The sequence below is a fragment of the Stenotrophomonas veracruzanensis genome (assembly GCF_032911525.1).
Taxonomy (GTDB): domain Bacteria; phylum Pseudomonadota; class Gammaproteobacteria; order Xanthomonadales; family Xanthomonadaceae; genus Stenotrophomonas; species Stenotrophomonas africana.
This window is the reverse complement of sequence record NZ_JAWJTI010000022.1, coordinates 30,941-52,304: the sequence shown is the minus strand read 5'-3', so window position 1 is coordinate 52,304 and position 21,364 is coordinate 30,941. Positions and strand designations below refer to the sequence as shown.

General features: G+C 66.7%; 18 protein-coding genes. 13 read left to right on the top strand and 5 right to left on the bottom strand.

The window, feature by feature from the left end; translation table 11 throughout:
* Positions 1-135: 135 nt before the first annotated feature.
* Both R1H25_RS13915 and R1H25_RS13910 read left to right on the top strand, forming a co-directional pair.
* The gene (locus R1H25_RS13915) at positions 136-1,413 is read left to right on the top strand and encodes an FAD-binding oxidoreductase (protein ID WP_317223874.1); all 1,278 of its coding nucleotides are present in this window, start codon (positions 136-138) and stop codon (positions 1,411-1,413) included.
* A gap of 202 nt (positions 1,414-1,615) precedes the next feature.
* The gene (locus R1H25_RS13910; RefSeq protein WP_317223873.1) at positions 1,616-3,220 is read left to right on the top strand and encodes an MASE1 domain-containing protein; all 1,605 of its coding nucleotides are present in this window, start codon (positions 1,616-1,618) and stop codon (positions 3,218-3,220) included.
* A gap of 117 nt (positions 3,221-3,337) precedes the next feature.
* Here R1H25_RS13910 and R1H25_RS13905 read toward each other — a convergent pair whose 3' ends face one another.
* Positions 3,338-3,784, bottom strand: coding sequence for a hypothetical protein (locus R1H25_RS13905; RefSeq protein WP_049446438.1), 447 nt, complete (start codon positions 3,782-3,784; stop codon positions 3,338-3,340).
* Between the two features lie 248 nt (positions 3,785-4,032).
* Between R1H25_RS13905 and R1H25_RS13900 the strand changes: the two genes are divergently transcribed.
* The 3 genes from R1H25_RS13900 (at position 4,033) to R1H25_RS13890 (ending at position 7,572) form a co-directional block, all read left to right on the top strand.
* Positions 4,033-5,586 carry an MASE1 domain-containing protein gene (locus R1H25_RS13900; RefSeq protein ID WP_317223872.1) on the top strand — a complete coding sequence of 518 codons (1,554 nt, stop codon included), beginning with the start codon at positions 4,033-4,035 and terminating at the stop codon, positions 5,584-5,586.
* A 95-nt stretch (positions 5,587-5,681) separates the two neighbouring features.
* Positions 5,682-7,025: a diguanylate cyclase gene (locus tag R1H25_RS13895; protein WP_057500231.1), complete on the top strand. Its 1,344-nt coding sequence runs from the start codon at positions 5,682-5,684 to the stop codon at positions 7,023-7,025.
* Between the two features lie 85 nt (positions 7,026-7,110).
* The gene (locus R1H25_RS13890; RefSeq protein ID WP_004151683.1) at positions 7,111-7,572 is read left to right on the top strand and encodes a bacteriohemerythrin; all 462 of its coding nucleotides are present in this window, start codon (positions 7,111-7,113) and stop codon (positions 7,570-7,572) included.
* On the opposite strand, the gene R1H25_RS13885 is transcribed toward R1H25_RS13890, so the two are convergent.
* Entirely contained in the window at positions 7,553-8,854 is a 1,302-nt protein-coding gene (locus R1H25_RS13885) for an MFS transporter (RefSeq protein ID WP_010486179.1), read from the bottom strand. The genes R1H25_RS13890 and R1H25_RS13885 overlap by 20 nt on opposite strands.
* A 147-nt stretch (positions 8,855-9,001) precedes the next feature.
* Between R1H25_RS13885 and R1H25_RS13880 the strand changes: the two genes are divergently transcribed.
* Positions 9,002-9,643 (top strand): hypothetical protein, encoded by a 642-nt coding sequence (locus tag R1H25_RS13880; protein ID WP_317223871.1) that lies wholly within the window; start codon positions 9,002-9,004, stop codon positions 9,641-9,643.
* A gap of 183 nt (positions 9,644-9,826) precedes the next feature.
* Here R1H25_RS13880 and R1H25_RS13875 read toward each other — a convergent pair whose 3' ends face one another.
* Positions 9,827-11,320: an aldehyde dehydrogenase gene (locus tag R1H25_RS13875; protein WP_317223870.1), complete on the bottom strand. Its 1,494-nt coding sequence runs from the start codon at positions 11,318-11,320 to the stop codon at positions 9,827-9,829.
* A gap of 104 nt (positions 11,321-11,424) precedes the next feature.
* Here R1H25_RS13875 and R1H25_RS13870 point away from each other — a divergent pair, with 104 nt between their 5' ends.
* From R1H25_RS13870 to R1H25_RS13845, 6 genes are all read left to right on the top strand, one after another.
* Entirely contained in the window at positions 11,425-12,777 is a 1,353-nt protein-coding gene (locus tag R1H25_RS13870) for an aspartate aminotransferase family protein (RefSeq protein ID WP_317223869.1), read from the top strand.
* A 62-nt stretch (positions 12,778-12,839) separates the two neighbouring features.
* A complete protein-coding gene (locus R1H25_RS13865) occupies positions 12,840-13,718 on the top strand; it encodes a plasmid replication/partition related protein (protein WP_317223868.1) in 879 nt (292 codons plus the stop codon).
* A gap of 118 nt (positions 13,719-13,836) precedes the next feature.
* Positions 13,837-15,123, top strand: a complete 1,287-nt coding sequence (locus R1H25_RS13860; RefSeq protein WP_317223867.1) for a DUF445 family protein — start codon at positions 13,837-13,839, stop codon at positions 15,121-15,123.
* Between the two features lie 243 nt (positions 15,124-15,366).
* Positions 15,367-15,681, top strand: a complete 315-nt coding sequence (locus R1H25_RS13855) for a DUF3649 domain-containing protein (protein ID WP_317223866.1) — start codon at positions 15,367-15,369, stop codon at positions 15,679-15,681.
* On the top strand, positions 15,678-17,315 hold the full coding sequence (locus R1H25_RS13850; RefSeq protein ID WP_317223865.1) for a PepSY-associated TM helix domain-containing protein: 1,638 nt from the start codon (positions 15,678-15,680) through the stop codon (positions 17,313-17,315). The genes R1H25_RS13855 and R1H25_RS13850 overlap by 4 nt, the downstream gene beginning before the upstream one ends.
* Positions 17,312-17,641 (top strand): DUF3325 domain-containing protein, encoded by a 330-nt coding sequence (locus R1H25_RS13845; protein ID WP_088479691.1) that lies wholly within the window; start codon positions 17,312-17,314, stop codon positions 17,639-17,641. The genes R1H25_RS13850 and R1H25_RS13845 overlap by 4 nt, the downstream gene beginning before the upstream one ends.
* A gap of 61 nt (positions 17,642-17,702) precedes the next feature.
* Here R1H25_RS13845 and rlmKL read toward each other — a convergent pair whose 3' ends face one another.
* A complete protein-coding gene (rlmKL, locus tag R1H25_RS13840; protein WP_317223864.1) occupies positions 17,703-19,841 on the bottom strand; it encodes a bifunctional 23S rRNA (guanine(2069)-N(7))-methyltransferase RlmK/23S rRNA (guanine(2445)-N(2))-methyltransferase RlmL in 2,139 nt (712 codons plus the stop codon).
* Positions 19,842-19,986: 145 nt separating this feature from the next.
* Complete coding sequence (locus R1H25_RS13835; protein WP_049446415.1) at positions 19,987-20,514, bottom strand: alpha/beta hydrolase; 528 nt, start codon at positions 20,512-20,514, stop codon at positions 19,987-19,989.
* Positions 20,515-20,586: 72 nt separating this feature from the next.
* Here R1H25_RS13835 and R1H25_RS13830 point away from each other — a divergent pair, with 72 nt between their 5' ends.
* Positions 20,587-21,153, top strand: coding sequence for an N-acetylmuramoyl-L-alanine amidase (locus tag R1H25_RS13830; RefSeq protein WP_317223863.1), 567 nt, complete (start codon positions 20,587-20,589; stop codon positions 21,151-21,153).
* Positions 21,154-21,364: the final 211 nt, after the last annotated feature.

Genomic DNA, 21,364 nt, shown 5'->3' with positions numbered 1-21,364 from the left:
TTACCCGCCGGCCAACGAAGGCGGCAAGTCTTCGCCGTCACACCATGGCTGTCACGCATCGGCGAAACTACGCGGGTGAATGCTGATCGTTCTCCCCCGCTCCCCCCCTCCCGCACTGCGCCCGCGAGGCCTGCAGTGAGCGCCGCCTTCCCGCCCAGCTGGTATGCCGCCAGCCTGCCCGAACCGGCCGCAATGCCTCCGCTGCAGGGTGAGGTTCAGGCCGATGTTGCAGTGCTTGGCGCGGGTTACACCGGGCTGACCGCAGCACTTGAACTGGCTACGCGTGGCCAGCGCGTGGTGGTACTGGACGCGCAGCGGATCGGTTGGGGCGCGTCCGGTCGCAATGGTGGCCAGGCGCTGGTCGGCTATGGCTGCGAGGTGGACGAACTGGAGCGTCAGCTCGGTCGTGATGATGCGCGCCACCTGTTCGACTGGTCACGCGACGCGGTGCAGGCAATGCGCACACGCATCGATCGCCACGGCATCGACTGCCATTGGGTGGAAGGCCACGCCAGCGTCGCGATCCGCGAACGCCATGAGCGCGACCTGCGGGCCAACTGCGAGCATCTGCAACGCCACTACGACTACCCCATGCAGTGGTGGGACCGTGATGCCCTGCGCGCACAGCTGGACAGCCCACGCTACCGCGCCGCGATGTTCGATCCGCTCAGCGCGCACCTGCAGCCCCTGGCCTATGCCCGCGGACTGGCCGATGCCGCGCGTGCGGCCGGCGTGGTGATCCACGAGAACTCCGCAGTGACCCGCGTGCAGCGCGGAACGCAGCCCACCCTGCATACCGCGCAGGGAAGCGTGCGCGCCGCGCATCTTGTGGTGGCTGGCAACGCCTGGCTGCAGGGCCTGCTACCCGAGCTGGAACGGCGGATCATGCCGGTCGGCACCTATATCGGCGCCAGCGCGCCGCTGGGTGCCGAGCGCGCCCGCGCCCTGATCGGCAACAAGATGGCCGTGGCCGACACCGCCTGGGCACTGGACTACTTCCGTCTCAGCCACGACGACCGCCTGCTGTTTGGTGGCCGCGCCAGCTACTCGGCACTGCCCCCACCTGGCCTGCGCGGCGTGATGCAGCGGCGCATGCACCAGGTGTTCCCACAGCTGGCCGACGTGGCCCTGGAGCAGGTCTGGGGCGGTTATGTGGACATCACCCGTAACCGCGCCCCACATTGGGGTCGGCTGGACGGCAACCTGTACTTCGCACAAGGGTTCTCCGGCCATGGGGTGGCCGCCGCCGGGCTGGCCGGCGAGGTGATCGCCGCCGCCATTGCAGGCCAGAGCGAGCGCCTGGACGTGTTCCAGCGCCTGCGGCATGCCCCCTTCCCCGGCGGTCGGCTGCTGCGGATGCCGCTGCTGGTGGCGGCAATGTCGTGGTACAAGCTGCGGGATGCGTTGTGGTGAGCTGATCAGGGATCACACCAAGTCAGCTCCCTCGGAAACTGTGAAACCCGTCGCCACGGGAAATCATGTGATGATTTTCTCACTTGCCCGGCGCTGCGCTGAGGTGATTGCATAATCGAACGCGTGTCGATACCGTCGGTAAGAACCGGGTCCCGCGGCGAATGGATGCTGACAGGGAACGTACTGTGAAGGGGTAGTGCGATTGAACTGGTGGAATGAAGGCCTGCAGCTGAAGTTGCGCATCCATCCGGCAGGACTTGCCCTGGCTGTGCTGTATGCCATTGCCTGTTGGGCCACCCGCCAGTTGTCCCTTGATCAGTTCTATCTGCCCGCTGGTGTACGCGTGGCTGCGGTACTGCTCTGTCCTCCTCGGCTTTGGCCCTATCTCCTGCTGGGCGAGTACGCCTATTTCGCACAGATGCGAGTGCCGATGATCGAACGGTACGGGCTGACATGGGTCATTCTCGGCTCGGTCTTCCAGATGCCGGTTGTAATGACGATCGTCTATCTCCATCGCAATGTAATCTCGGCAGTAAAAAACGCTTGGCTCATCTCGATTGCTGCCTTCGCTGCAGTTTCCGTCACACTGATCAACCTGCTTCTGGCGAACTCCCTCTGGCCAACACCTCCCGCTTTTCCGCTGCTGACCGGAATCGTCCGCCTGGTAGTAGGTGACTTCATCGGCATACTCACGTTTGCGCCGCTTGTGCTGCTGTGGTCGCGAGGCAAGGCTGAAGTGCAGGTCCGAAAACGGGATATCGCACAGATGGCAGGAGCACTTGCGCTGATGGTCGTGTTCGGCCTTTGGGCTGCGGACGTACCTGCTGATGCAGTGACGACAAAAGTATCCCTGCAACTCCTCATGGCGCTTCCCGCCGTTCTTCTCACATGCGTGTATGGGTGGCGGGGCGCCGCCATCGGCGTGCCGACCCTGAACATGATTATCGGTCTGACAACACCCTCGTCTCACCCTGAGTCATTCGATCCTGCATCGTTCGCAACCCAGCAGATCATGGCCGTCACGGGCGCAGCACTGCTCATACTGGGCTCCCGGATCACTCACTACTATCACCGTTATCGACTGCGGGAGGTCGGCGAGAAAAATGCCATCAGACTTGCTCGGAGCTCCCATGTCGCCAGTGAGCTGGATCTCCGCGAACGCGCGTTGCATCTGCGGAAGCTTGGGGATGGCATAGATCATGCGCTTGACGAGGTTATCAACTGGCTTACTGCACAAGGCCATCATGCGATTGCGGAGAGCCTTGTACATGTGGCGTCGATTCATTCGCGCCAGTTCCGCGAGCAGACAAGCATGATTTATCCGACCGCCCTGGAGCAGCTCGGCCTTTATGTTGCCCTCCGAGCAGGTGGCGTTCGCGAAGCATGGGAAAAAACGGCTCGCGTAGCCAATCCGTCGTTGCTTGGCGACCCCTGTCAACTCAGTGTCGGACTGCAGCTTGCTGCCTACCGCACTGTGATAGATGCGGTGTCACTGCTGATCCAGGGTGAAACGGGACAGATCCACGTGCGGGCGCGTTGCGGACGGATGGGTTCGCATCGTGGAATCCTGATAGCGGTGTCAATGCTGGATCAACATCAACGCCTTTCGGACACGACCGTCGCCGCCGCGATGGAAAGACTGGCCGGCAGGACGCTTGCCTACGGCGGCACGCTGAAATGCAACCGAAATCGCATCGTGCTGGCAATGAAGGAAACGGGTACAGCCGCTCCTCTGGATGCTTTTTCATCAGATGCCCGGAACAGCCTTTCGGGACTCGAAGCGGGTCCCTCACGCGCTCAGGCTTGAACGACAAGGTCTACTGACTTCTGTTTCGATAGCGGGCATTCCCCCCCCTGAGCGTGACCGCAGCAACGTGCAAGCGGTTTTGATCGCTCGCACGCCTCAAGCCCTCCGGTCCGGGCGCTACGGTGTTTCGACAGACCAGATGTCGCCATCCGCGGTGGCATACCGCACCAGTACCACGTCCTGCGCACGATACACCTCGGAACGCTTTGCACTGGATGGGACAGTGAGTCGCTGACCGGGAAGCGAAACAAGTGCTGCGGACTTGCCGGCAGGCAATGCAAAGTACGCACCCGCGGCATTGCCGATGATCAGCTTCACCTGACCGGTCAGATCGTTGACCTGCAGGTAGACCATGCCATCGCGTTGGAAGGCATACACCTGCCAAGCGGGATCGGCGCTGATGTCTGCGGCAGCAGGGTTGGTTTCACCAAGGCCTGCCTTCGAAACTGCGGCACTTGCCAAGGGACTGCCGTGGTAGTCACCGCCCCCTTTATCACCCGCGAATACCGGAGCTGCGGCGAACAATGTTGCCCCGGCTACAACACCAACAAATATGGATCGCACAATGACCTCCTGGTCGGGATAAGAGTAGACAACCTCAAAACGATAGTAGCGTCTTCCCGCCACAACAAAGTGATTGACGGATAATCCGGACGATTTAGTTTCATTCGTGCACCCCTCTCCCCTTCCCCCCTGCCCGCGCCATGTCATCTGCAGAAGAAGGAGGATGCTGATCGCGCCTGCGACGATCTGGTGGATAGTGTCCAGTAGCGGGCCAGCGGTAGCTGAGCGCGAGCAAAGGAGGCTTGTTTTTGGACCGATTCAAGAAGGCAATTGAACTGAGCTTCCGGATCCGGCCGGTCGGGATCACACTCGCGGCCGCCTATGCCTTGAGCTGCCTCGCCTCGCGCCAATTCTCGCTTGATCAGTTCTTCCTGCCCGCAGGCATCCGGGCAGCAGCACTGCTGATCGTCCCGCCCCGCTTGTGGCCCTACCTTTTGCTGGGGGAGTACGCATACTTCGCAACACTGCGCATCCCCATGATCGACAGCTATGGCTTGGCCTGGGTCATTCTGGCCTCGACGCTTCTGATGCCGATGGCGATGCTGGTAGTCCACCTTCACCTCAGGAGAATGCCGTCCGACGCAGCCACCGGCCTCTGGCTGCTGTCGTTGTCGATCTGCACGGCACTGTTCGTCCCGGCTCTCAACCTGAGCATTTCATATGTCCTCTGGTCGAATCCTCCGCCGAGCAACCTGCTGTACGCGGTCGACCGAACGATCTTTGGTCACTTCGCGGCCATCATTACCCTGCTCCCACTGGCCTTCCTTTGGGCGCAGCGGCACGTGGATCCCAGTTGGAGCACTCGCTTTGTCGCGCCTACAGCTGCGGCGATCCTGGCGATGCTGATACTGGGGTTGGGCATGCAACTGACGGACAGCAGCGCCCATACCACCCGCACACATCTTGTCCTTCTGTCGGCCCTGCCTGCCATCGCCCTGACCTTCATGCATGGCTGGCGCGGCGCGGCCATCGCAATTCCGCTGTTGAATCTCCCACTCCACGGCGCTACGCCCAGCACCGGCCTGCCCTCCTCTTTCGACCTCGGTACGTTCGCCACCCAACAGAACATGGCTGTGATCAGCGTCGCGTTGCTCGCACTCGGATCCAGCATCAGCTATCACCATCAACGCGCGCGGGCCCGTTGGCAGGCTGAACGGAACGCCCTGCGCCTGGCACGCAGCTCCCACCAGACCAGCGAGCGCGAGCTGCGTGAACGGGCCGCCCATCTGAAGCATCTGGGCGAGGGCATGGACAGTTCGCTCAGCGAGATGGTCAGCTGGCTGAAGGCTCAGGGCCATCATGCCGTGGCGAACAGCCTGCAACACGCGTCATCCGTGCACTCACGCCTGTTCCGCGAGCAGGCCAGCATGGTCTACCCCACCGGACTGGAGCAGGTCGGGTTGTACATCGCCCTGCACGCAGGCGGCGCATGCGAGATCTGGAACAACACGCATCGCGTCATTCCGCCCAGGCTGGCGGGGAACCCCTGCCTGCTGTCCGTGGATCTGCAACTGGCCATCTACCGCTCCTTGATCGAGGCGGTGTCACTGCTGCTGGAGCTGGAGACCGGGCAGGTCTGCGTGCGTGCCCGAAGTGGCCGGGCGGGCGGACGTCGCGGCATCGTTGCTGTCGTGAGCCTGCTCGACCGTGGTTGCACGCTGTCGGCACGCACCACCGACCAGGCCGTCGAGCGCCTGGCCGGTCGAATGCTTGCCTACGGCGGTACGGTTCACTGCCGGGGCAACCGGCTGCGACTGGTCCTGCATGAATCGATCACCCACGCGGCGCCCGCGACGGCCTGACACGGAATCTGGCGCGGCGCGCGACGTTCGCCGCTAAAGTTACACCCGAAACCGCCGCTATCCGTGCCGAGCCCTCCTTCGTGAGCCACCGCATCATGCCCGTCCTGCCGCAGGCCGCCGTCGATGGCGACCTGGCCGATCCGTTGCCACAGCGGATCCTGCTGGTCGAAAATTCCCGTGCGTTCACCGGCATGCTGCGCGAAGCCATCGAGCAGCGCCTGGAACTGCCGGTGGTGATCGCCTCCACCCTCGCCGAGGCCGACCGCCTGCTGAACGAAGGCGGCGGCTGGTTCCTGGTGCTGACCGGGTTGGTGCTGGCCGACGGCGACCGCGATGCGGTGGTTGAGTTCTTCCTCAAGCGCGACCTGCCAACGGTGGTGGTCAGCGGCGTGTACGACGAGGACCTGCGCAAGCGCGTGCTGCAGCAGCAAATCATCGACTACGTGCTGAAGAACACTCCCGGCAGCATCGACTACCTGGTGTGGCTGGTGCAGCGGCTGGAACGCAACCGCCGCATCGCCGCGCTGGTGGTGGACGATTCGCCGTCTGCGCGTGGCTACGCTGCGGCCCTGCTGCGCATGTACGGCCATGAGGTGCATGAAGCCGCCGACGGCAACGAGGGTCTGGCTGCCATCGAGGCGCATCCGGCAATCCGCCTGGCGGTGGTCGACCAGGAAATGCCCGGCATGCAGGGCGTGGAGTTCACCCGCCGCCTGCGTACCCTGCGCTCGCGCGACAAGGTGGCGGTGATCGGCATCTCCGGCAATACCGATGCCTCGCTGATCCCACGCTTCCTGAAGAACGGCGCCAACGACTTCCTGCGCAAGCCGTTCTCGCGCGAGGAATTCTTCTGCCGTGTCTCGCAGAACGTGGACCAGCTGGAACTGATTGGCACCCTGCAGGATCTGGCCACCCGCGACTTCCTGACCGGCCTGCCCAACCGCCGCTGCTTCCTGGAGCAGAGCCAGCGCCAGCTGCCGCAGCTGCAGCTGCATGGCCAGTGCGTGGCGGTGGCGATGATCGACATCGACCACTTCAAGCACATCAACGACACCCACGGCCACGAGGCCGGCGATGATGCGCTGCGCGCGGTGGCCGGCGCGGTGGCCGCACATGCACGCAGCCAGGACCTGATCGCACGCTTCGGTGGCGAGGAGTTCTGCCTGCTGGTGCCGGACATGGAACAGGACGAGGCGCTGCTGTACTTCGAGGAACTGCGCCAGCGCATCGCCGCGCTGGAAGTGGACATCGGCAGCGCTACCTTGCGCATGACCGTGAGCATCGGCCTGTGCTGCCTGCGCCCGCAGCGTGATGCGCTGCACCGGCTGATTTCCGAGGCCGACCGCCAGCTGTACCTGGCCAAGGCCGGTGGCCGCAACCGGGTCAGCTGCACCACGGTGGCCAGCCCGCTGCGCCCGCGCGAGCCTGCCCTGCCCTGACCGGCCCGCTTTGATCCAGATCAACGCCGCACCCGCGCGGCGGCTCTACAGTCGGCCCCGACATACGCATGAAGGGGAGCCGGGGATGGCACTACTGGTCTGGCAGGACGATCTGAACATCGGCATCGATGTGATCGACCAACAACACCGCCGCATCATCGAGATGCTCAACCACCTGCACGTGGCCCAGGCCAGCATGCAGCGTGCGGCAGTGGGTGAAGTGATCGACGAGGTGGTGGACTACACCATGTCGCACTTCGCGTTCGAAGAGGAGCTGATGGAGGAAGCGGGCTACCCGTTCTGTGCCGCGCACAAGCGCGTGCATGAGGTCTTCATCAAGCGGGTATCGGAATACCGCATGCGCTTCCAGGCCGGCGAGGACATCAGCGACGAGCTGCGCACCATGCTCTCGCGCTGGCTGTTCAACCACATCCGCGGCGATGACCAGGCCTATGCCGAGCAGGTCAAGGCGCACCTGAACCAGTTCGCCCGCGAACACCAGGGCGGTGGTTGGCTGGGGCGCACGCTCAAGCGCTTCTTTGGTTGAGCCGCAGGGCGCGCCGGTGCAGTGCCACCAGTGCGCACAGGGTCGCCACCGCGGTCAGGCACAGGTAGTAGCCCACCGCGACCAGGCCGAAGCGTTCGGCCAGCCAGGTGGCCAGGTACGGCGCCGGTGCCGCACCGAGGATGCCGGCCAGGTTGAATGACAGCGAAGCACCGGTGTAGCGCACCTCCACCGGGTAGATCTCGGCCAGGAAGGTGCCGCAGGGACCGTAGGTCAGGCCCATCAGGAACAGGCCCAGGCACAGGAAGCCAGTGACCAGCCACGGGCTGTGCGGCTGGAACAGCGGTGCGAACAGCACGCCGAAGCCGACGATCAGTACGCTGGCGACGATCATCGTGCGCCGCGTGCCCCAACGGTCGCCATAGCGCGCCGACAGCGGAATACCCAGCGCGAAGAACAGCATGCCGGCCATCTGCATCAGCAGGAACTGCTCGCGGCTGTAGCCCAGCACCGCAGTTCCGTGGCCCAGGCTGAACACCGTCATCAGGTAGAACAGCACGAAGGTGGCGAAGGCACCGAGGGTGCCCAGCAGCATCGGCACCGGATGGTCACGCAGCACCGTCCACATCGGTAGCCGCACCGGCGCCTTGCGCTCCAGCGCCTTCTTGAAATCGGGCGTCTCGTGGATGTTCAGGCGCACCCACAGGCCAAGGCCGACCAGCAGCGCGCTGGCCACGAACGGAATGCGCCAGCCCCACTGCAGGAAGTCGTCCTGGCTCAGGCAGCGGCCGAGCACGAGGAAGATGCCGGCCGACAGCAGGAAGCCGAGCGGTGCGCCCAGCTGCGGGAACATGCCGTACCAGGCCCGCTTGCCCGGCGGCGCGTTCTCAGTGGCCAGCAGCACCGCCCCGCCCCACTCGCCGCCCAGCCCCAGGCCCTGGCCGAAGCGGCACAGCGCCAGCAACGCGGGGGCCCACAGCCCGATCTGCGCATGGGTGGGCAGCAGGCCGATCAGCACCGTGGACAGGCCCATGGTCAGCAGCGCGGCCACCAGCGTGGCCTTGCGGCCGATACGGTCACCGAAGTGGCCGAACACTGCCGAGCCCACCGGGCGCGCGATGAACGCGACCGCAAACGTTGCCAGTGACTGCAGCAGCGCCGCCTGTTCGCTGCTGTCCGGGAAGAACAGGTGCGGGAACACCAGCACCGCCGCCGTGGCGTAGATGTAGAAATCGAAGAATTCGATGGTGGTGCCGATCAGGCTGGCCAGCAGGACTCGACTGGGGGAATTCACGGGCGGCGCGGCAGCGGTGATCGTCGACATCGGCAACACGGGTAACGGCGGATCGCCCGATTCTGCCACGGGCCGACGGCCGCACGGGGCGATGGTTTCAGCCGACACCGATGCCAACGAAATTTTTCGGGCCGCCCGCTAGGCTGCGCCACCGGTCCCTGCATGGATGCTTTGCCGATGACTGCAGTCGCGCTGTCGTGGTCCGATTCGCCGAAGCTGCCGCGCATGGCGGCATGGCTGGTGGTGCTGCTGGTGCATGGATTGATGGCAGTGTGGCTGCTGGGCAGTGGCAGGATGACGCTGCACAGCGACGACGCAGCCAGGATTTCATTGCGCTGGTTACCGCCGGAGCAACCCGCGGCGGTACAACCACACCCGGCGCTGCCCTCCGCATCGGCGGCGCGACCAGCCGCATCGACAGCGCCACGTCCGGCCCCGGCCGCACCCACGGATGCCATCGCGCCCGCGTCCGAGGAACCGCCTGCAACGGCGCCACTGTTGCTGGGCCTGCCTGCGGGCAGCATCGATGGCGGTGACGGCATCAGCGCAGCGGGCGTGGCGCCGCGCCTGATCGGTCGGCGCGAGGTCCATCCCGCGTTCGGGCCGCGCCGCAATTACTTCCGGATCCGTCGGCAGATGAGCCCCGAGCAGATCGTGCATGGCGTGGCGCAGCTGCTGGGCTTGTGGCCACCCGGGTACACCGTCGACCCGTGCGAGCTGGGCAAGCAGGACATGGACTATTTCCAGAACGCCGTCGAAGAAGCCGATCGCGACGTGCTGCGTGCGGCAGTGCTGCAGGTGAGTGCCCGCTGCCGGTAGCGGGCACGCCTTTGTAGAGTCGAGCCATGCTCGACTGCGCTTCGCCAGATGCAGCCGAGCATGGCTCGGCTCTACAGAAGAGCGAACAGCAGCCGATCATGGCTCGGCTCTACAGAAGAACGAACGGCAGCCGAGCATGGCTCGACTCTGCAAAGAGCGAACAGCGGTCACGCAGCCACGTCGTTACAACTGGATCCAGGTAGCCTTGATCTCGCTGTACTTGTCGAACGCATGCAGTGACTTGTCCCGCCCATTGCCGGACTGCTTGTAACCACCAAACGGCGCGGTCATGTCACCGCCATCCCAGCCATTCACCCATACGCTGCCCGCGCGCAACTGTCGCGCGACCCGATGGGCGCGGCCCAGGTCACGTGTCCACAGGCCAGCGGCCAGTCCGTAGCGGCTGTCATTGGCCAGGCGCACGGCTTCGGCCTCGTCGTCGAAGCCGAGTACAGCCAGCACCGGCCCGAATACCTCCTCACGTGCCAAGGCCTGCTCCGGGCGCACCTGGTCGAACACGGTGGGTTGCACGTAGCAACCGCCGGCCTCCACCTCGGCACGATGGCCGCCCAGCAACAGGCGGGCGCCCTCACCTTCGGCCCGCGCGATATCGGCCAGCACCTTGTCCACGTGCGCGGCATCCACCAGTGCGCCCATCGGTGCATCCGCCTCCAAAGGGTGCCGCGGTTGCATGCGCTGGCCGTAGGCGATTACCTGGTGCACGAAGTCTTCGCGGATCGAGCGTTGCACAAGCAGTCGCGAGCCAGCGGTACAGACTTCACCTTGGTTGAAGAAGATGCCCTGTGCCACGGCCTTGGCGGCGTCCAGATCGGGAGCATCGGCGAATACTACGTGCGGGCTCTTGCCACCGCATTCCAGCCAGACCCGCTTGAGGTTGGATCGCCCGGAATACTCCAGCAGCTTCGCGCCGGTGGCAGTGGAACCGGTGAAGGCCAGCACGTCCACATCCATGTGCAGCGCCAGCGGTTCGCCGACGCGCGCGCCATGGCCCGGCAGCACGTTCAGTACGCCCTCCGGCAGGCCCGCCTCGGCGGCCAGCGCCGCCAACCGCAGCGCACTCAGCGGTGACCGCTCAGAAGGCTTGAGCACCACCGAGTTGCCCATGGCCAATGCAGGCGCGATCTTCCAGCACGCCATCAACAGCGGGAAATTCCACGGCACGATGGCCGCCACTACCCCAGCGGCCTCGCGCGTGACCAGCCCCAGCTCGTGCGGGCCGGTGGGTGCGACCTCACCGTACAGCTTGTCCACCGCTTCGGCGGTCCAGCTCAGGCAGCGCACCACGCCGGGCAGGTCGATACGGCGCGCGTCACGCACCGGCTTGCCCATGTCCAGGGTTTCCAGCAGGGCCAGCTCATCGGCGTGCGCTTCCACCAATGCCGCCAGCGCCAGCAACACGCGCTTGCGATGGGCCGGGCTTGCCTGCGACCAGTGGCCCGCCTCGAAGCTGCGCCGCGCTGCCAGTACCGCGCGCTCGACATCCTGCGCGTCGCAGTCGGCAACCGCTCCCAGCACGCGACCGTCGATCGGGCTGATGCAGTCGAAGCGGGCGCCGCTGGCGGCATCGACATAGCGGCCGTCGATGAAGGCCTGGCCCGGCATCGACAGCTGGAGGGCCAGCGCCTGCCAGTGGCTGCGGTCGGGGAAATCGGCCATGGGAAGCTCCAACATTCAACGAGCCCTGGTTATACCGGGGCCGCCGCGACTCCGCCGTGACGCAGCTGCGCTACATTCATCGCATCGGACCCGATGGAGCTGGCATGAAGCGTCCCGAAAGCGACCTGCACGACCTGGCCACCCAGCGCCCCGAGTCACTGGACGCGTACTGGATGCCGTTCACCGCCAACCGCCAGTTCAAGGCTGCGCCGCGTGTGCTGGTGCGTGCCGAGGGCATGCACTACGAGGATGTCGACGGTCGCCAGATCCTCGACGGCACCGCCGGCCTGTGGTGCTGCAACGCCGGCCACGCACGCCCACGTATCGTCGAGGCCATCGTCGAGCAGGCACGCACGCTCGACTACTCGCCGGCCTTCCAGATGGGCTCGCCGCCGGCCTTCGCGCTGGCGCAGCGACTGGCCGCACTGGCTCCGGGCCCGCTCAACCATGTGTTCTTCACCAGCTCCGGCTCCGAGGCGGTGGATACCGCCATGAAGATCGTGCTGGCCTACCATCGCCAGCGTGGCGAGGGCCAGCGCACGCGCTTCATCAGCCGCGAGAAGGCTTACCACGGGGTCGGCTTCGGCGGCATGGCGCTGGGTGGGCTGCCCAACAACCGCAAGTCGTTCGGCCTGCAGCTGGGCGGCGTGGACTACCTTCGGCACACCCTGGACCTCCCACGCAATGCATTCAGCAAGGGTCTGCCGCGCCAGGGTGCGGAACTGGCCGACGACCTTGAGCGGCTGATTGCGCTGCACGACGCTTCGACAATCGCCGCCGTATTCGTCGAACCCATTGCCGGCTCCGCCGGGGTGATCCTGCCCGCACCGGGTTACCTGCAGCGACTGCGCGAGCTGTGCGACCAGCACGGCATCCTGCTGGTGTTCGACGAGGTCATAACCGGTTTCGGCCGCGTCGGCATGCCGTTCGCCGCGCAGCGCTTCGGGGTCACCCCGGATCTGCTGACCTTCGCCAAGGCGGTCAGCAACGGCGCGGTACCGCAGGGTGGGGTACTGGCCAGCGACGCCGTGCATGCAACGCTGATGCAGGCGCCGCCACAGGCCATCGAGCTGTTCCATGGCTATACCTATTCGGGGCACCCGCTGGCCTGTGCAGCGGCGCTGGCCACGCTGGAGGTCTACGCCGAGGAGCGCCTTTTCGAGCGCGCCATCGAGCTGGGCGAGTACTGGCAGGAACGGCTGCATGCGCTGCAGGGCCTGCCCAACGTGATCGACATCCGCAACTTCGGCCTGGTCGGCGCGGTCGAACTGGCGCCTCGCCGCGATGCGCCGGGCAGCCGGGGCTACGAGGTCTACCGGCGCTGCTTCCACGACGGCCGGCTGCTGGTGCGCTGTACCGGCGACATCATCGCGCTGTCGCCCCCGCTGATCGTGGACAAGGCACAGATCGCCCAGATCACCGGCACGCTGGGCGAGATGATCCGGGCCACCGCCTAGCCCGGACCGACGGTGGCGAGCGGGTACAATGGGCGGTTCCGCTCCTGCTCGTTGCCGTGCCCATGGATATCGTCGTCAAAGAAGAACTCAAGGCCTACATCGACCCGCTCACCGCGGACGAACATGACGCGCTGGAGCGCAGCATCCTGGCCGAAGGCTGTCGTGACGCGCTGGTCCTGTGGGGCAACGTACTGGTCGACGGCCACAACCGTTTCGGCATCTGCCAGAAGCATGGCCTGCCCTTCAACACCGTGCAGAACACCCGCTTCCAGAGCATGGAAGACGTGCACCTGTGGATGATCGAGCAGCACCTGGGCCGCCGCAGCGTGTCCGATTTCCAGCGCGGCGTGCTGGCGCTGCGCAAGCGGGACATCCTGGCCGCCCGCAAGCAGATCGAACAGGCCCGGCTGCAGCGCGAGAGCGATGGCACCGCCGAGGTGGTCGAAGACGCGGGTGAGGACAGCCCGCCGTGGGAGCCGGCACCGAAGATCAGCCGCGCCGAGCTGGCCCGCGAGGCCAAACTGAGCACCAGCCAGGTCGGCATGATCGAACGCATTCACGCCCAGGCTGCGGCCGAAGTGGTGGAAGCGGTGAAGGCCGGCGTGATCTCGATCAGCGCCGCCGCGGCCGTGGCCGACCTGCCCGAAGAAGAACAGCGCGCCGCCGCCGCCGGTGGCAAGGACGAGCTGAAGCAGGCCGCCAAACGCGTGCGCGAGTCCAAGCGCAAGCCGCGTGCACCGAAGCCGGAAGCGGCCGAGATGGACTTCGAGGAAGCGGACGAGGAGCAGATCGCCAGCCGCGACGCCGAGGTGCTGTCGGCGCTGGAGCAGCTGGGCGAGGATGCCCCGGCGCTGCGCCGCCGCGTGGTCGCGCTGACCCGCGAGAACGACACCCTGCGCGCGCAGCTGGCCGCGCTGCGCAAGCAGCTGGAAGCGCTCTGAACCAACGGGTAGTGCCGGCCGCTGGCCGGCAACCCCAAGAACGTTCCAGGTGCGCTGAGGATGCCGGCCAGCGGCCGGCACTACCAGATGCTCATGCCGTGCCGGTTAGACTTCCGGCATGACGCCTGCCCACGATCCGCGCCGCGCTCAGCTGCGGCGCCTGAAAGCCCTCGCGCTGGGCCTGTTGCTGTTGATGCTGGCCGGTTTCGCGGTCAGCCACTGGCAGGGCGAACGCGGCATCTGGGCCTGGGTCTCGGCCTTCTGCGAAGCAGCGGCCGTGGGCGCACTGGCCGACTGGTTCGCAGTCGTCGCGCTGTTTCGGCGGCCGATGGGGCTGCCGATCCCGCATACGGCAATCATCCCGCGCAGCAAGGAACGCATCGGCGACAGCCTCGCCCTGTTCGTGCGCGACCAGTTCCTGGAACCACAGGTGCTGCTGGCAAAGCTGCAGGTGTTCGATCCGGCCAGCCGCCTCGGCAGCTGGTTGGCCGACCCCGCGCGCTCACGGATGCTGGCCGACATGGCCCGCGGCTGGGCGCTGCAGGCGCTGGATTTCTTCGACGAAACCGCCGTACGTCGGCAGCTGCACGCCTTCGTGGTGCAGCAGCTGCGGCAGTGGAATGCCGCCGCCACCGTCGGTGAACTACTGGCCCTGCTGACCGCCGATGGGCGCCACCAGCGCGTGCTGGACGAAGGCCTGCAGCGGCTGGGGCGCTGGCTGGAGCAGCCGGAAGTGAAGGAGCGCGCCTCGCAGTTGATCGTGCGTTACATCCAGCGCGAGTGGCCGACGCTGTCGAGCACGGTGAACTGGGTCAAGCCGATCGACGAGATCGGTGACAGCCTGGCCGAGCGCTTGGCGCGGGCGGTGCTGGAAGAACTGCAGCAGGTGCTGGCCGAGCCGCAGCATCCGCTGCGCCAGGATTACGAGAGCTGGCTGCAGAACTACGTGCAGCGCCTACGCGAGGACCCGGGCCTGGCCGAACGCATCGAACAGCTCAAGCAGGAAATGATCGACCACCCGGCCCTGCAGGACTACGTGCAGGGGCTGTGGGCGCGCATCCATGCCAGCCTGCGCGCCGATCTGCAGCGTGAGGATTCGGCGCTGGTCGGCCACCTGCAGCGCAGCCTCGCATCACTGGGCAGCAGCCTGCAGGCCGACCCCGCCCTGCGCGACGCGCTGAACCAGCATCTGCTGGAGGGCGCCCAGCGCCTGACCGGCCGCCTGCGCGAAGGCGTGACCACGCATATCGCGCAGACCGTGAAGAGCTGGGACGAACGTCACCTGGTCGAGCAGCTGGAACTGAGCGTGGGTCGCGACCTGCAGTTCATCCGCTTCAACGGCACCCTGGTGGGTGGCCTGATCGGCCTGCTGCTGCATGCGGCGACGGTGGTGTTCAGGTTCTAGGCCCAGCTGCGCCATCAGGATCGTCACGCTTGATTCATAAAATGCGAATGCCTATCATTTACTGATCGGTTGTGCGCTTAGCCAAAGGGTACGGAGACGTGCCCATCGCCCGTGTACATCCCCGACCTCTGGGCCGCCCGTCCGCGCGGGCCGTGCCTCGTCGATGGGACACGCTGGGCAACATGCGCAGGGCGCAAGGGGCCGCGGACGCGTTCCATCCCTTCTCCAACCTGCAGGACCTCCGTGGACCGCTCGCCCGCAACCGCCAGCCCCCGCACCTACTTCTCCAACCCGCGCTGGGGCGTGCTGTCACGCTCGTTGGCTGCAATCTTCGGCGGCTACGCGCTGGCCTCGGTGACCAGCGTGTTCTGCGCGGTGGCCCTGCCCGGTGCGCGCGGCCAGACCGTGCTGACCGGCATGCTGCTGGCGATTCTGGTGGCCGCCTGCGCAGCGCTGTGGGCCTTCGCCACCCGCAGCGCGCTGCGTGCGTGGGTCGGCATTTTCGCTCCCACCCTGCTGATGGCGGCCATCGCGCGCATGCTGGGGGCCTGGGCATGAAGAACGGATTCCGCCAGTCGATGGCCTGGCTGCACACCTGGACCGGCCTGCTGGTCGGCTGGTTGCTGCTGCTGATTTTCATGGCCGGCACGGCCAGCTACTACCGCGAAGAAATCAGCCGCTGGATGCGCCCGGAGCTGCCATCCAGCAATGTCAGCATCGACGTCGCCGCGCAGCGCGCGGTGGACTTCCTGCAGGCCAACGCCGCGCAGGCCGAGAACTGGTTCGTCACCTTGCCGCAGCCGCGCAACCCAGCCATGCAGATGTTCTGGCGGTTGCCGCCGGAACTGGCCGACCCCAGCCGTGGCCGCCGCGGTGGCTTCGGCGATGCCACGCTTGATCCCAACACCGGACAGGCATTGAAGGCGCGCGAGACCCGCGGCGGCGACTTCTTCTACCGCCTGCACTTCGACCTGCACTACATCCCGGTGCTGTGGGCGCGCTACCTGGTTGGCTTCTGCGCGATGTTCATGCTGGTGGCGATCATCACCGGCGTCATCACCCACAAGAAAATCTTCAAGGACTTCTTCACCTTCCGCAAGGACAAGGGCCTGCGCTCCTGGCTCGATTTCCACAACGTCAGCGCAGTGATGGCCCTGCCCTACCACGCGATGATCACCTACACCGGCATCGTCACCCTGATGGTCATGTACCTGCCCTGGGGCGTGAAAGTCGCCTACCCACAGGACGAGGACCAGTTCTTCTTCGAGGCCTTCGGTGGCATGCCGGAGGTGACCGCACCGGCCGAAGGCCGCGCGACCCCGCTGCCGATCGCACAGCTGCTGGACAGCGCACGCGCGCATTGGCACGGCGTGGAAGTGGCCGGCTTCACCGTGTCCAACCCGGGTGCGGCCAATGCGGTGATCGACATCCGCCAGCGCGACGGCAAGCGCCTGTCCACCGACACCCCGGCCGTGCGCTACGACATGGTCAGCGGTGCGCTGCTGGAAGAGACGCCACCGTCGGGCGGAGCTACCGCGACCCGTGGCGTGCTGTATGGCCTGCACCTGGCCCGCTTCGCCGACTGGGGCCTGCGTGCACTGTTCTTCCTGTCCGGCCTGGTCGGCTGCCTGATGGTCGCCAGCGGTGTGGTGCTGTGGGCGGTGAAGGAACGCCCGAAGCATGCCAAGAGCGGCCGCACCGGCTTCGGCCTGCGCCTGGTCGATGCGCTGAACATCGGCACCGTGGCCGGCCTGCCGATTGCCTTTGCCGCCTACTTCTGGGGCAACCGCCTGCTGCCACTGGACATCGCCGAGCGCGCGAGTGCGGAAGCCAACGTGTTCTTCTATGCCTGGGGCGCGGCCCTGCTGGCCGCCTTCATCTGGCCCAAGCGGATGATGTGGGCGTGGCAGCTGTACCTGGGCGCAGCCGCGTTCGCACTGGTGCCGGTGGTCAATGCCCTGACCACGCACGCGCATCTGGGCATCACCCTGCGCAATGGTGACTGGGTGTTGGCTGGCTTCGATCTGTCGATGATCGCCTTCGGTGCGATGCTGGCGTTGTGCGGCTGGCGCATGCAGCACTGGACGCCACCGCTGAGCGCGGCCGAGAAGAAGAAGCGTGCGGGGGCTGCAGCGGCGCCCAAGGCACCGGTCGAAGCGGCGGACGCTGCCGAAGCGGAGGCCAGCGCATGATGCTGCTGGCGTTGACCCTGTCGTTCTCCGCGTTCACCGCGCTGTCGCTGGCGATGGAAAAGCACCAGCACGACCTGCATGGCAAGGCGGCAGCCCCCGCGGCACGGCGCACGCAGTGGCGTGCGCTGGGCTGGGCCCTGCTGACGGTGGCGTTCGCGCTGTGCGTGGCCGACCACGGCTGGGCGATGGGCCCGGTGCTGTGGCTGGGCGCGATGACCGTGGGCGGCGTGGTGCTGTCGTTCGGGCTGTACCCGTACCGACCGAAATGGATCGTGCCACTGGCGATCGCGCTGCCGGTGGCCGGGCTGCTGGTGGCGTTGGTGTAGCAGAGCCACCGGGGTCGGATCCCCGGCGCTTCGCGCAGGGGATCCGACCCCGGACGTCGACTTACCCCAACCGCTTCAATTCCCACGCGCGGTGGATGCGCGCGTTGCGCTCGAAGTCCGGGCCGATCGTGCGCGCGGTGATCTCGCGGCACTGGGCGAATTCGGCGACGGCGTTTTCTTCCAGCTTGAAGCGGCGGAAGTTGTTGGAGAAGTACAGCACGCCGCCGGGCGCCAGCCGCGCCACGGCTGCACGCAGCAGCTTGATCTGCTCGCGCTGCACGTCGAAGTCATCGGCGCGCGCCGAGTTGGAGAACGTCGGCGGATCGCAGAAGATCACGTCGTACTGGCCACGGTCACCGTCCAGCCAGGCCATCGCATCGGCCTGCACCAGAAGGTGCTGGTTGCCGCCCTGCCCGTTCAACGCCAGGTTGTCGTAGCACCACTGCAGGTAAGTGGCCGACAGGTCGACGCTGGTGGTGCTGGCGGCACCAGCCACGGCCGCCTGCACGCTGGCCACACCGGTGTAGCAGAACAGGTTGAGGAAACGCTTGCCACGCGCCTGCTCGGCCATCATCCGGCGCAGCGGGCGGTGGTCGAGGAACAGGCCGGTGTCCAGGTAGTCGAACAGATTCACCTGCAGCAGCGCGTTGTTCTCGCGCACCACGATGAACTCGTCGCGCTGCTCGAAGCGTCCGTACTTGCTGCCGCCCTTGCCGCGCTCACGCGACTTCATCGAGACCTGCTCCGGCGGCACGCCGAACACTTCACGCGCGGCCGCCAGCAGTTCGTTGCGGCGACGGCGCACGTCGTTCTCGGGAATTGCAGCCGGTGCAGCGTATTCCTGCACGTGCAGGAAGGTACGGCGCTTGCCACCGTCTTCCTCGTAGACGTCGATGGCGGCCGCGTACTCCGGCAGATCGGCGTCATAGGCGCGGAAACAGGTGATGTCCTCGCGGGCACGCCAGCTCTTGAACTTCTTCAGGTTCTTGCGCAGGCGGTTGGCCACCATCTGCGCACCTTCGCTCAACTCGCGCGGCTGCGCCGGGTCACGGCCGGGCACGGCGATCGGGTCGCAGACGATCAGCGCACATTCCAAGGCACCGTTGAACATCTGGTACTTCTTGCCGGCACGCAGGCCGGTGGCGAAGGCCAGTTCGTCGTTGCCGCACAGCAGGCTGGCGCGCCACTGCGGCACCGCCTTCTGCAGGGCATTGCCCAGTGCACGGTACAGCGCCGGATCGGCGGCCAGGCGTTCGTCGTACGGCGGGTTGCAGACCACCGCACCGATCTCCTGTTCCGGCGCGGCCAGGTCGGCCACATCGGCGCGGGTGAAGCGGATCGCGTGGGCGACGCCCGCGACCTCGGCATTCTCGCGTGCCGCCTGGATCGCGGTCGGGTCGATGTCGCTGCCGTGGATGACCGGCTTCAGCGCGGCCAGGCCTGCGGCCTCACGATCACGCGCTTCGCTCTGGATGGTCTTCCAGACGGCCTTGTCGAAGCCCAGCCAGCGGCTCGGCGGCAGGCTGCCATGGCGCATCAGGCCAGGGGCAACGTCGGCAGCCATCAGCGCGCCTTCGATCAGCAGGGTGCCGCTGCCGCACATCGGGTCCAGCAGGCCACCACCGGCAGCGTGCAGGCGCGGCCACTGCGCGCGCAGCAGCAGCGCGGCGGCCAGGTTTTCCTTCAGCGGTGCCTCGTGGGCGGCACCACGCCAGCCACGGCGATGCAGCGGGCCGCCGCCGAGATCGATCGACAACGAGGCACGGCCCTTGCGCAGCGACAGGTTGACGCGCACATCGGGCAGATCGGTGTTGACCGAGGGGCGTTCCAGTCCCTCATCGCGCATGCGGTCGACGATGGCGTCCTTGATCCGCTGGGCGGCAAAGCGGGCGTGGGTGATCTTGTCGCCGGACACATGTGCGTCCACCGCCAGGGTCATCTCCGGCTTGATGTGCTCATGCCACGGCAGCGCACGCACGCCGTCGTACAGGGCCTGCTCGTCCGGGCACTCGAACTCATCGATCGGCCACAGCACACGGCTGGCCAGGCGCGACCACATCACGATCCGCAGCGCCTGCTCCAGTTCGCCCTCGGCGTTGACGCCGGCAATGGTGGCAGTGGCCTTGCCAAGGCCCAGGGCCGACAGTTCATCGGCAAGCAGGTATTCCAGGCCCTTGGCGCAGGAGACGAAGAATTTCACGGGATCGGTTCGCAGGTGGTCGGGCGCGGCACTGGGGCCGGGCCGGTCGGAAAGGAGGGCCGCAAGCACGGCCGGCAGGCCCGCGCCGGGGGCGGCGGGGCTGCCATTGTAGTCAATGCGGGCGGGCGCGCCGTGCGCCCGGGGTTCACAGTTGCCGGAGCAGGCGCTCGAAGGCCTGCGCGGAGGCCTCCACGTGGCGTTCCAGGCGGTGGCCGTCGTCGACCAGCAGCAGCTGCGCCGAACGCGCCTGCGCCCAGGCAATCACCCCGGCGGCCGGGACCACGTCGTCATGCCAGGCCTGCACCACCGTGGTCGGCACCGCGGCGGCATCCAGCGCCGGCATCGGGCCCATGGTGGTCGGCGGCACCATCAGGAACAGGCCGGCCACCGGCACCTGCAGCGAGGCGATGGCGGAGATGTAGGCGCCCAGGCTGGAGCCGGCCAGCACCACCGGGCCCTGTTGGGCGGCGATGGCAGTGCGTTCCACCAGGCGCTGCAGCCGGGTGCGCACGTCGCCTACCCGGCTGACCTCGCTCATCGCGTCCAGGTCGGTGTAGTCCGGGCGCTCATGGGTCCAGCCCAGGCGCTGCGCCACGTCGGCCAGCGCGGTGACCTTGGTCGCCTCCGGGCCGCTCTCGAAACCGTGGGACAGGATGCAGTGGCCGCGGCTCATGCGCGCGCTCCGTGGGAGCGGGTCGGCGAGGAAAGGGAAGGCAGGTTCATGCCGCAATGCTAGCATCGCCGGATGTCCAACCCGCTCCTGCCCGGCCTGCAGCTGCAGCCCCTGCCCTACGAAGACCGCCTGCCACTGCGCGACCCGGCCACGCTGGAGATGGTGGTGATCCACTGCACCGAGCTGCCGGATCTGGCGATGGCCCGCGAGTACGGTGAGCGCGTGCTGTATGACAGCGGCGCCGGCAACAGCGGCCACTTCTACATCGACCGCGATGGCAGCGTGGTGCAGTACGTGGCACCGGAACGCGTGGCCCACCACGTACGCGGCATGAACGCTCATACGCTGGGCATCGAACTGGTCAACACCGGGCGCTACCCGCACTGGTTCGACAGCCGCCAGCAGGCGATGGACGAGGCCTACACCGAGGCGCAGCTGGAAGCGCTGGAGCGGCTGCTGTTGGCGCTGGTGGCACGCTATCCCTCGCTGCAGCGGATTGCCGGGCATGACCAGCTGGATCTGGAGCAGGTGCCGGCCAGCGATGACCCGACGCTGATGGTGGCGCGCAAGCGTGATCCGGGGCCGTTGTTCCCGTGGGCGCGGGTGCTGGCGAAGGTGCCACTGCAGCCGGTTGGGTGAGGGCTTGCAGGGCTGCGCCCTGCACCTGCAGAAGCCGAAGCCAGAGCAACAGCAGAAGCTGACTTCCTGAGGGGAGACGGGGTGGGTCCGGTTACGGGGGACGCTGCAAGTACGTCCCTGTAAGCTTGGCCGCGGCATCCATGCCGCGGACACCCCCGCAACCGGACCCACCCGCCTTCGACAGTTTCCCGCTGCTGTTGGTGGGTGTCGA

What these genes read in the sequence shown, in the direction of transcription:
- R1H25_RS13860 (WP_317223867.1), top strand. Translation starts at nt 13,837, where the DNA reads ATGACGCCTGCCCACGATCCGCGCCGCGCTCAGCTGCGGCGCCTGAAA.
- R1H25_RS13850 (WP_317223865.1), top strand. Translation starts at nt 15,678, where the DNA reads ATGAAGAACGGATTCCGCCAGTCGATGGCCTGGCTGCACACCTGGACC.
- R1H25_RS13875 (WP_317223870.1), bottom strand. Translation starts at nt 11,320, where the DNA reads ATGGCCGATTTCCCCGACCGCAGCCACTGGCAGGCGCTGGCCCTCCAG.
- R1H25_RS13890 (WP_004151683.1), top strand. Translation starts at nt 7,111, where the DNA reads ATGGCACTACTGGTCTGGCAGGACGATCTGAACATCGGCATCGATGTG.
- R1H25_RS13845 (WP_088479691.1), top strand. Translation starts at nt 17,312, where the DNA reads ATGATGCTGCTGGCGTTGACCCTGTCGTTCTCCGCGTTCACCGCGCTG.
- R1H25_RS13895 (WP_057500231.1), top strand. Translation starts at nt 5,682, where the DNA reads ATGCCCGTCCTGCCGCAGGCCGCCGTCGATGGCGACCTGGCCGATCCG.
- R1H25_RS13865 (WP_317223868.1), top strand. Translation starts at nt 12,840, where the DNA reads ATGGATATCGTCGTCAAAGAAGAACTCAAGGCCTACATCGACCCGCTC.
- R1H25_RS13870 (WP_317223869.1), top strand. Translation starts at nt 11,425, where the DNA reads ATGAAGCGTCCCGAAAGCGACCTGCACGACCTGGCCACCCAGCGCCCC.
- R1H25_RS13885 (WP_010486179.1), bottom strand. Translation starts at nt 8,854, where the DNA reads ATGTCGACGATCACCGCTGCCGCGCCGCCCGTGAATTCCCCCAGTCGA.
- R1H25_RS13830 (WP_317223863.1), top strand. Translation starts at nt 20,587, where the DNA reads ATGTCCAACCCGCTCCTGCCCGGCCTGCAGCTGCAGCCCCTGCCCTAC.
- R1H25_RS13880 (WP_317223871.1), top strand. Translation starts at nt 9,002, where the DNA reads ATGACTGCAGTCGCGCTGTCGTGGTCCGATTCGCCGAAGCTGCCGCGC.
- R1H25_RS13835 (WP_049446415.1), bottom strand. Translation starts at nt 20,514, where the DNA reads ATGAGCCGCGGCCACTGCATCCTGTCCCACGGTTTCGAGAGCGGCCCG.